This window comes from Halomonas sp. PR-M31, assembly GCF_001039575.1.
GTDB lineage: Bacteria > Pseudomonadota > Gammaproteobacteria > Pseudomonadales > Halomonadaceae > Modicisalibacter.
Genome location: NZ_JIBT01000019.1, coordinates 44441 through 54228 on the forward strand (window position 1 = coordinate 44441; position 9788 = coordinate 54228).

Annotated in this window: 13 protein-coding genes and 1 tRNA gene; 4 read left to right on the forward strand and 10 right to left on the reverse strand. The window is 55.9% G+C overall.

Annotated elements, in window-relative coordinates:
- Positions 1-12: 12 nt before the first annotated feature.
- Both CH74_RS06295 and CH74_RS06300 read right to left on the reverse strand, forming a co-directional pair.
- On the reverse strand, positions 13-585 hold the full coding sequence (locus CH74_RS06295; protein ID WP_048306618.1) for a hypothetical protein: 573 nt from the start codon (positions 583-585) through the stop codon (positions 13-15).
- Positions 582-1301, reverse strand: coding sequence for an SURF1 family protein (locus tag CH74_RS06300; protein WP_048306619.1), 720 nt, complete (start codon positions 1299-1301; stop codon positions 582-584). The genes CH74_RS06295 and CH74_RS06300 overlap by 4 nt, the downstream gene beginning before the upstream one ends.
- Before the next feature lie 15 nt (positions 1302-1316).
- On the opposite strand from CH74_RS06300, the gene CH74_RS06305 reads away from it, so the two are divergent.
- Positions 1317-1511, forward strand: a complete 195-nt coding sequence (locus tag CH74_RS06305) for a DUF2909 family protein (protein WP_048306620.1) — start codon at positions 1317-1319, stop codon at positions 1509-1511.
- Between the two features lie 19 nt (positions 1512-1530).
- Here CH74_RS06305 and CH74_RS06310 read toward each other — a convergent pair whose 3' ends face one another.
- The 5 genes from CH74_RS06310 to CH74_RS18170 form a co-directional block, all read right to left on the reverse strand.
- Positions 1531-2391, reverse strand: coding sequence for a cytochrome c oxidase subunit 3 (locus CH74_RS06310; protein ID WP_048306621.1), 861 nt, complete (start codon positions 2389-2391; stop codon positions 1531-1533).
- Positions 2388-2951 (reverse strand): cytochrome c oxidase assembly protein, encoded by a 564-nt coding sequence (locus tag CH74_RS06315; RefSeq protein ID WP_048306622.1) that lies wholly within the window; start codon positions 2949-2951, stop codon positions 2388-2390. Before CH74_RS06315 ends, CH74_RS06310 begins: the two co-directional genes overlap by 4 nt.
- A 35-nt stretch (positions 2952-2986) precedes the next feature.
- Positions 2987-4636 carry a cytochrome c oxidase subunit I gene (ctaD, locus tag CH74_RS06320; RefSeq protein WP_048306623.1) on the reverse strand — a complete coding sequence of 550 codons (1650 nt, stop codon included), beginning with the start codon at positions 4634-4636 and terminating at the stop codon, positions 2987-2989.
- A gap of 68 nt (positions 4637-4704) precedes the next feature.
- Positions 4705-5823 (reverse strand): cytochrome c oxidase subunit II, encoded by a 1119-nt coding sequence (gene coxB / locus CH74_RS06325; RefSeq protein ID WP_048306624.1) that lies wholly within the window; start codon positions 5821-5823, stop codon positions 4705-4707.
- 136 nt (positions 5824-5959) lie between these two features.
- Entirely contained in the window at positions 5960-6133 is a 174-nt protein-coding gene (locus CH74_RS18170; RefSeq protein WP_082140318.1) for a DUF2970 domain-containing protein, read from the reverse strand.
- A gap of 227 nt (positions 6134-6360) precedes the next feature.
- Here CH74_RS18170 and CH74_RS06330 point away from each other — a divergent pair, with 227 nt between their 5' ends.
- Positions 6361-6765 (forward strand): hypothetical protein, encoded by a 405-nt coding sequence (locus CH74_RS06330; RefSeq protein WP_053070654.1) that lies wholly within the window; start codon positions 6361-6363, stop codon positions 6763-6765.
- Positions 6766-6773: 8 nt separating this feature from the next.
- Here CH74_RS06330 and CH74_RS06335 read toward each other — a convergent pair whose 3' ends face one another.
- Positions 6774-7502 carry an LrgB family protein gene (locus CH74_RS06335; protein WP_048306625.1) on the reverse strand — a complete coding sequence of 243 codons (729 nt, stop codon included), beginning with the start codon at positions 7500-7502 and terminating at the stop codon, positions 6774-6776.
- On the reverse strand, positions 7502-7861 hold the full coding sequence (locus CH74_RS06340) for a CidA/LrgA family protein (RefSeq protein ID WP_048306626.1): 360 nt from the start codon (positions 7859-7861) through the stop codon (positions 7502-7504). The genes CH74_RS06335 and CH74_RS06340 overlap by 1 nt, the downstream gene beginning before the upstream one ends.
- A gap of 221 nt (positions 7862-8082) precedes the next feature.
- On the opposite strand from CH74_RS06340, the gene CH74_RS06345 reads away from it, so the two are divergent.
- Together CH74_RS06345 and CH74_RS06350 are read left to right on the forward strand one after the other, a co-directional pair.
- Positions 8083-8159 (forward strand) — tRNA-Pro (locus CH74_RS06345).
- A gap of 171 nt (positions 8160-8330) precedes the next feature.
- The gene (locus tag CH74_RS06350) at positions 8331-8792 is read left to right on the forward strand and encodes a hypothetical protein (RefSeq protein WP_048306627.1); all 462 of its coding nucleotides are present in this window, start codon (positions 8331-8333) and stop codon (positions 8790-8792) included.
- Positions 8793-8872: 80 nt separating this feature from the next.
- Here the strand turns inward: CH74_RS06350 and CH74_RS06355 are convergent, their stop codons facing one another.
- Positions 8873-9517: a hypothetical protein gene (locus CH74_RS06355; RefSeq protein WP_156181406.1), complete on the reverse strand. Its 645-nt coding sequence runs from the start codon at positions 9515-9517 to the stop codon at positions 8873-8875.
- Positions 9518-9788: the final 271 nt, after the last annotated feature.

The window sequence follows — 9788 nt, forward strand, 5'->3', positions numbered from 1 at the left end:
CCGCCCTCTTCGTTAAATCACATTTCTGACACTCACACCCTGGCTTGCCGAGAAGCGCTCGATCTCCGGGTTCATGCGCAACAACCGGCGTATGTCCTTGAGAATTTCTCTAGGATCGTCCTGCTGGTCATAGCGCACGACGACCCGCCCCTCGAAGTCGATCAGCCATACCGACTTGCCATCGCTCCAGGCGGGCTGAGTTCGCCACTGTGCCACCTGCTCGCCGGGCAGCGGCTGCGCCTGGCCACCCAGACGCAGCCGGGACACCCGCGGTGCCTCACGCCCCAGAGCGCGATGCAATCGCCACAGATGATCCGCGACGTCTGCGCACTCGTCCCGGCAGTCATAGGCCAGTATCCAATCGTCTTGATCGCCATCATCGAGAGCCGAAGAAGTCTTCTTCAAAGGCCACTCCGGAAGCGCAGGCAGCTCCGGCATCAGTTGGCCATGAGCGACTCGCTCATCAGGAATGCCCAGGCGCCATTCCACCATCGCCCAGGCGGTAATCACAGGGCCCGCAAACAGGATGATCAGCGCAGTCAGCTTGATTTTCTGACGCAGATTCCTGGATAAATATCGATTCATGGCGTTTGTCCTCGAGAATCCTTGAGCCTCGCAACGCGGGGTCGCCCCAGCCACATGACGATGCTTGCCGCCAGCGCGAGCCCCCACCACTGAAAGGCATAGCCCAGGTGGCGGCTGGGCGGCATTACCGCCGGCACCCACCAGGAAGCAAAGCGCCCCTGTCCAGTATGCTGGTGCAGCCAGCCCGCATGCAGGAACGACAGGTCCTCCGACCAGACTGAAAGATCGATTCGTTGCACTCGCCGCCCCTCCTGGTTCGGACCAAACAGCAAGGCGTTATCCTGAGCCTGTGCTTGCCATCGCCCGCTGATCTCGACTTCTCCTGAAGGGGTCTCGATCACTGGATCGACCCGTTCCGGCCCAGAAGGAACAAAGCCCCGCTCGATCAACCAGTAACGCCCATCGCTATCGATCAACGGCGTGAGCACCGCGACCCCCACGCGTCCCTTCAGCACCCGGTTGTCCAGAAAGCGCGTCTGATCCGCTATAAAGCGCCCTTTCACCGTCACCTCGGCGCCAAACGGCGGTGAGCGTTCAGGCATAGTCAAACTAGGCGCTGCCTCGAGCCGTGCAAGATAGTCGCGTTTTTCCTCTGCCCGCTGCCATTGCCAGTTGCCCAATGCCAGGCCGAGAACGATTACCAGACTCCATCCAAGCCACCAGAGCGACTTTTTCTTGACGCCAGCGGCAAGCTTGTTTGAACTGAAAGTGCTCATCTACGGGAGTCCCTCATGCTCAAGATACTGATCGCCGCCGTCTTTCTGGCCATGCTCACCAGTTTGCTGATGGGGGCCGGCTATCTCATCCGCGATGACAGTCAGTCCAAGCGATTGCTGACCTCACTCAAAATCCGCGTCAGCCTGGCGGCGGTGCTGATCGCCTTGCTGCTATATGGATTTTATGTCGGCGATCTCGGCAGTGCCTGAGACCGTTCGACACGCCCGTTCAAAACACATAGACGAAAATGAACAGTCCAATCCACACCACATCGACGAAGTGCCAATACCAGGCAGCGGCCTCGAAACCGAAATGATTGTGGGCGGAGAAGTGGCCTTTCTGAATTCGCCAGAGCATGACACCGAGGATGATGGCTCCGATGGTGACATGGGCACCGTGAAAACCCGTCAGCAGGAAGAAGGTCGACCCATAGATGCCTGCCTGTAGCGTAATACCAAGATGATGATAGGCCTCGTAGTACTCGAGCCCTTGCACCATCAAGAAAAGCACGCCCAATAGCACCGTGATGGCCAGGCAGTTACGGGCGGTATCGCGATAGCCCTCCTTGAGCGCTTCGTGAGAGAGCGTCAAAGTGATGCTAGACGTGACCAAAAAGAGCGTATTGACCAGCGGCAGCTGCCACGGGCTGACCACTGCCTTGGCGCCAACGATGTCCGTATCCGGCGGATTCATGAGCGGCCAGCTGGAAACGAAATCCGGCCACAGCAAGGCGCTGACACCCTTCGCCCCTTCACCATCAAGCCAAGGTAGCGCGAAGACTCGCACGTAGAACAGCGCGCCGAAAAAGGCGAGAAAGAACATGACTTCCGAGAAGATGAACCAGCCCATGCCCCAGCGAAAGGAGCGATCCATCTGGGCATCGTAAAGCCCGCTGCGGGATTCCCGAATGACATCTCGAAACCAAAATGCCATGACGGTGATGATCGCTGCCGCACCCAGAGGCAGCAGTACCATCCCCGTATCGAATACCAGCACGATACCCGTGCCGATCATGAACAGCCCAACGGCCAAACCTGCCAGGATGGGCCATTTGCTACTTGCAGGTACGTAATAGCTGCCGCCGCTCATGCGCCACCTCCTTGGGTGAGTGCGATCACGCTAGAGGAAAGTTGATCATCCGCTGCGGGATACAGGGTGTAGGCCAGGGTTACGGTATGAACGTTTTCCGGTAGATCTCTGGAGAGCTGGAACATCAAGGGCAGCTCGAGTCGCTCACCGGCCTGAAGACGCTGTTCCTGAAAACAAAAACAGGTGATCTTGCGTAGATGCAAGGAGGCTTCCGAGGGGCTGACGCTAGGAACGGCGCGGCCACGACGAGCGGTCTTGCCATGATTGACGAAGGCGAAGCGCACCTCATAGGCCTGACCGGGATGCACTCGCACCTGACGATCCAGCGCCGTCAGCCGCCAAGGCAGACCGCTACCGGTACGGGTGATGAACTGCACGGTGACATAGCGGGATTCATCGATCTCACCGCTGACGATGGCTCGGGGTTGGCTCGCGGACTTGCCATTGAGACCGGTGATATCACAGAACACGTCGTACAGCGGCACCAGCGCAATGGTGAACCCCACCATCATCACCAACGCAACCAGGGTCTTCGTCACCGTGCGCTGTACGGGTGTCATCTCATGTTCTCTCCGGCATCTTCAGGCCTTCTGCTTCAATGAAACTTGAAGCCGCGAAGGTCCGGTGGCGTTTCAAAGGTATGCAATGGTGCCGGGCTAGGCACGGTCCATTCCAGATCGGTCGCGCCGTCCCAGGGGTTGGCGGGTGCTTTTACCCCGCCGCGAACGCATTTGACCACGACCCAGATGAACAGCAGCTGGGAAAAGCCGAACAGGAATCCCCCGATGCTCGAGGCCATGTTGAAGTCGGCAAACTGCAGGGCGTAATCCGGAATCCTGCGGGGCATGCCGGCAAGCCCGGCAAAGTGCATGGGAAAGAACAGCAGGTTGACGCCAATCACCGATAGCCAGAAATGCCAGCGCCCGAGTCGTTCGTCTGGATAATGACCTGTCCATTTGGGCAGCCAGTAATAGACCGCCGCCATGATCGAGAACACTGCCCCGGGCACCAGCACATAGTGAAAGTGCGCCACCACAAAATAGGTGTCGTGGTACTGAAAATCCGCCGGCGCGATCGCCAGCATCAGTCCCGAAAATCCCCCAATGGTGAACAGCACGACGAAGGCAAGAGCAAACAGCATCGGCGTCTCGAAGGTGATCTCGCCGCGAAACAGCGTGGTGATCCAGTTGAATACCTTCACCCCGGTCGGCACGGCGATCAGCAGCGTGGTGTACATGAAGAAAAGCTCCGCGACCAGAGGCAGCCCGACGGCGAACATATGATGTGCCCAGACCAGAAACGACAGAATGGCAATCGCTGCCGTGGCGTAGACCATGGAGGCATAGCCAAACAAGCGCTTACGGGCAAAGGTCGGAATGATCACCGAGACGATGCCGAAGGCCGGCAGGATCATGATGTACACCTCGGGATGTCCGAAGAACCAGAACAGATGCTGGAACAGCACCGGATCGCCGCCGCCGGCGGCATTGAAGAAGCTGGTGCCGAAATTGATATCCAGCAGCATCATGGTGATGACACCGGCCAGCACCGGCATCACCGCGATCAGCAGGAAGGCAGTGATCAACCAGGTCCACACGAACAGGGTCATGTCCATCAGGCGCATGCCTGGGGCCCGCAGATTGAGAATCGTGGCGATGATGTTGATCGCCCCGAGGATCGAGCTGATACCCGCCATGTGCAGTGCAAAAATGAAGAACGTGGTGGAAGGTGGCGCGTAGGTAGTGGAGAGCGGCGCATAGAAGGTCCAGCCGAAATTGGGGCCGCCCCCAGGCATCAGCAAGGTCGACAACAGCAAGGTAAAGGCAATGGGCAGCAGCCAGAAACTGAAGTTGTTGAGCCGAGGCAGTGCCATGTCCGGCGCCCCGATCTGTAGCGGGATCATCCAGTTGGCCAAGCCGACGAAGCCGGGCATGACCGCGCCGAACACCATGATCAGACCATGCATGGTGGTCATCTGATTGAAGAATTCCGGCTGTATCATTTGCAGCCCCGGCTGGAATAACTCGAGCCGGATAACTAGCGCCATGGCACCGCCGATCATGAACATCGACAAGGAGAAGATCAGATACAGCGATCCGATCTCCTTGTGGTTGGTGGTCAACAACCAGCGCAGTGGCCCACTGCGATAGTGATGCTCTTCTTCCTGGAACTCATCGGCCGCGGCGCTACCGGATGCACTCTGACTGTGCTCCAGAGTGGCCTTGGGAGGTGATTGAGGCGCCATTGAACATTCTCCTTGCAGATACATTTCTGCCTGCGGAACTGTCGATTCACGGCTGTTTGAGCAACCCGTCAGGGGCTGAGAAGGGCTTGGATATCCGCCGGCTGCACCACATCACCGGTTTCATGGCCCCAGGCATTGCGCTCAAACGTAATGACCGCCGCGATATCAATTGGATTGAGGGTGCCGCTGAAGGACGCCATGGCGGAACCGGACACGCCGTTGACGACCGCATCGATGTGATGCTCAAGATCGTCCATCAACGCCTGATTTCCCGCCAATGCCGGAAACGTGGGCGGCAACCCCTGACCTTCCGCCTGGTGACAGGCAGCGCAGATGGTGGCGTAAACCTTCTCGCCTCGCTCGACCAGCTCTGCGAGCTCCCATTCCCGATCGACGCCGCCGGCGTCCGCCGCAGCGGCCTGTCTGCGTTCCTCAAGCCAGGCATCGAACTGCTCTTGTTCCATGGCGTGCACGACAACCGGCATGAAGCCATGATCCTTGCCGCACAGCTCGGTACATTGACCGCGATAGATGCCTGGCTCATCGATGCGCGTCCAGGACTCGTTGACAAACCCCGGTATGGCGTCCTTCTTGACCGCCAGATCCGGCACCCACCAGGAGTGAATGACATCCGCTGAAGTGGTCAGCAGCCGAATCTTGCGATTGATTGGCAACACCAGCGGCTCATCGACCTCGAGAAGATAGTGCTCACCCTTTTCTTCGGTGCCGGCAATCTGCTCCCGGGGAGTACCAAGGTTGGAGAAGAACGTGACGCCCTCGCCCATGTAATCGTACTGCCAACGCCATTGATGACCGGTAATCATTACGTCGTAATCCGCCTCGGAGGCGTCGTACATGTTCTTGAGCGTAGCGGTGGCAGGAATGGCCATGGCAACGAGAATGAGAAACGGGATGGCTGTCCAAAGCACTTCGACAGTGGTGTGTTCATGAAACTGCGCCGCTTTCGCGCCCTTGGACCGGCGATATCGAAACAAGGAGTAGAACATCACGCCGAACACGACGATGCCGATGACCACGCAGATCCAGAAGATAATCATGTGCAGATCATAAACGTCACGACTGACCTGAGAGACACCGACCGGCATATTCCAGTCTGTTGCGTGAGAAATCGGAAACTGACCACTGAGACCCGCCAGCAACGCAGCGAGAGCGAACATCTTGCGCATCCATCCCTCCTTAGTTGTTCTAATGCGTTGGAGCGACTAACTAAAAGATGAATAAATCAGGCGAGTACTTCAGGAGTATAGAAGAGCTTTGAGAATTGCGAGAAAAGAGACGTCTTGAAATTAAACGCAGATAGTTTCAACCCGCAGCCATGCGGGCTATGGCAAACACGATGGCAACCATCACCAGAGCCAGCAGAATGCCTACTATGATGAATGCACCCGGCTTGCCCTGTTCGAAATCCTTGCGTCGACGTTGATCCTGCTGTACGCCAAAAAAGGCAGCCAGCACCGACTTGACGACATCCCACATAAGACCTCCCATCTGGGCCAGCCGTTTCTCAGCCTGACCCTAGGTCAGCTTACGGGTACAGCAAACACTCTGATTCAACGCTTTTACATGATCGGTATCAAGTTATGACGAGAAAGTTTGTGAACTCGCCCTTCACAACTACCGTGAAGGTGTACGCTTAACATGGGTTACCAATATTAGTGTGACATGACGCTACAACCTTGTCTGAGTGCTACCCGGAGGCCTTCATGACAAAGTCCAATACCAAGCCAACTATTCTGCCGTTGGTCAACTTCATTCCGCCGCCGTTCCCGATGCCATCGAAAAACGACGAGCCGGCCATGTCTCCTATCTGGTGGTTGAACCAATGGATGGAAACGGCTAATTCGGCTGCCCGGCTCCAACTTATCTGGTGGGATATGGTGGGAAATGCCATGCATCAGGAAGCCGAGTTTTTCAAGATCATGGCAAACTCGACGGAAAGGATGGCCCAGGGCGTGATGAATCAGGATTTGCTGCGAGATCCCGCGGCCATGGCAACTCACTATCGGCAAATCGCCAAGGATATCAACGAGGCAACGATGAACCGCATGACCAAGGTCTCGAATCTGTCCGAGGATTTCCGCGACCGCCTTTGGGAAGAAATGTGTTGATGCGCCTTTCATAGACCAAAAAGCGCGGTAATCAAAGGCAGCAAAAAAGCCGTCAGCATGCCGGTCAGGCCCATTGCCAGGCCGGCAAAGGCGCCTGCCATCGCTCCAAGCGAGGCAAAGCTCTGCGCCGTGCCGAACCCATGGGCAGCAAGCCCCATGGTGAAGCCTTGAACGCTCGGGTCTTTGACATTGAGCCAACGAAAGATCATTGGCCCCAGCGCACAGCCAATGGAGCCGGTCAACAACACCAATCCTGCTGCCAGGGAAGGAATACCCCCGATTTGTTCTGCGATCCCCATGGCGATGGGCGAGGTCACAGAACGCGGTGCCAGTGACAGCAGTGTTTCACGCTGGGCCCCCAATATCAGCCCAATGCCAAGCGTCGAGGCCACCGCAACACCAATGCCCGTCACACAGGCGACTAGAATCGGCAACAACATACGACGAACACGTTCACGATGATCGAACAGTGGAATTGCCAGGGCTACGGTGGCCGGCCCCAGCAGGAAATGAATGAACTGGGCGCCCTGAAAATAGGTGGCATAGTCGATGCCCGTGATCAGTAGAAAGCCGATCAGCAAGGCAATCGCGACCAATACCGGATGTGCAAAGGGTGAGCCACCCAGCAAGCGATTGATACGCGTCGCCAATATGAACGCGATCAAGGTCACCAGCAGTGACAACAAGGGGTTACCGGAGAGATAAACCCAAAGTTGATCGATCGACACTAGATTCATCATTGTTTTCCTTGGGTATAGCGTCTTGCCAACCAGTCAAGCACTTTGGCCGTGACCGCCAGGGTAACCGCCGTCGAAAGTACCAAGGTGATTACAAGTGTCCAGAAGTCGGCACGAATCAACTCGAAATGCATTATCAGTCCGACTCCAGCGGGGACGAACAGCAAGGTCAAGTAACGCAGGAGCCCCTCGCCGGTCTTACGCAAGGCATCAGGCACGTGGCCGTTGATCATCAATCCGATCAACAAAATCACCATCCCCAGTACCGGGCCCGGCACTGGAATCGCAAACCCCTTGGACAACAACTCGCCGAGAAACTGACATCCCAACAGCACGCTCATGCCAATGATCAGTGGCATCACTGTCTCCGCTCTTGGTTGAAATTGGGGAATAATACAACGAAAGCCAAGCATTGCGGCACGGTCTCTTCATGGATCGTTCTATCAGTGACAACCGATTGAAACGAAAGCCGATTCCAGACTTGCATTTGATATGAAAATCGCTACTATATGCCTCGTTCCATGCCGGCCATTTCAGCACACTCTGATTTAACGGTTAGCATGAATCTGGAAACAGGAATCGGAGCGTGGCGCAGCTTGGTAGCGCGCTGCAATGGGGTTGCAGAGGTCGCAGGTTCGAATCCTGTCGCTCCGACCAGAAAGATTACAAAAAACCGCCATCTGCAGCTCATGCTGGGTGGCGGTTTTTTATTGGTTGTTTTTCAAGCAGTAACCAAGTAGCAACTTGATGAAGCTGCATTGTGCTGCGACTTGCCAGTCTAACCTCAAGACTGGGCCTTTCATCAACTCTACAGCAGGGAAACATCCCATGGCATACATGACGGGTCGTCTTCTACAGCGCGTTGGAGCCGGTATCCTAGGCATCAGCGTAATGTTCCTGACAGCGGGCTATTCTTACTCCACTGAAACCGAGCAAAAAGTTTCGGAATTGAGCGTCATCGACAACGGGCACGGAAAGCATGCGGTGATCTCCAGCAAGAGTTCCACCGACAATGCTGAAACGTTATCCAGAAAACTCATCATTGCGAACGGAGCGTGCTTCTACGCCACGGCTCGCAACGCCGCTCCTACGCTTCTGATTTTCCCAAGCGACACCAAAATCACCCATGACGGCAGGCCCGCAATAGAACTTGAGGGCAAACGCTACTTCGTGGGAGCGCATCTAAAATTTACCGGTACCGAGGTGACAATCAGCGACGATCAGCGTTCTCAAATCAGCCCCTGCTCGCCTCATGGGAACGTGTTTCAGGTGACGGGTATCAGCCGTTAGTCGCTCCCGCCTAGCGCATTAAAAACCGCTACTCAAGAAGCGTTCGAGTAGCGGTTTCAATGGCAACGGCCTGAAGTGGCTTAATGGGCCTGCTCTTTTATTCTGCGACGATAACGCAGCAGAGTTTTCAAATCGCCGACAAGTTTTGCCGACTCTGGATTCGAGTCAACGCCATTCGCTCCTCTGATCCCTTGAGGTTCATTCGCTGAGCGCCCTTCGCCAAACCGCTTGATCACCGCTTCGGCTTTTGACGAAAGAGATGTCGAATAATGATCCGCAGGAAGATCGGTTTGATTCGATAAATTACGTACCAGCTCATCGATCACCCTATCCGTGGTAGACAGGGCTTCTGTATCCAACGCCTCTAGCAAACGCGCCTTTTCGATGTTGCCGAGTAATTCAACAAGGGTGCTGGCGTGTTGACCGAGTACCCTGCCCTCATCTTCCTGAACCTGGGGAGAGTGCTTCATGACGCTCAACGCCGTCCGATAGAGATCCGTCTTGCCGGCATCGAGCTCGCCTACAAGGGTTTCCGCTTCTTTGGTCAAACGCTGCAGCTTGATTTCGCTACCCAGGATCGTGATATGAGTGACGCGTGGCCAGATCAGCGTGACAAGTCCCACGCCGAAAGCCAAGGTCAAGAGGCTGACGAAAGCGCCTCCTTCGATGCGCCCGCTATGCAGATAAAAGAAGGCAAGCCCCGCCAATATGGCAAAAGCAGCCATGGCAAGAACCCGACGTCTGCGCTGTGTACTCCAAAGATCAGCAACGCTCGCGTTTTCTTGGTTCTGAGCCTTTCTGCGTAGCGGTTCTTCCATGAATATATTCCACGGGCTGCTTGATCGCGTAATCAACTGATTACAAGTCAGTTGCCGACGATTGACAAGCTATTGAAGGAAATTTCAGAACCGAGGAAGGTTTTGATGTTGAGAGACGCTGGCTCCCCGAACAGGACTCGAACCTGTGACCCAATGATTAACAGTCATTTGCTCTACC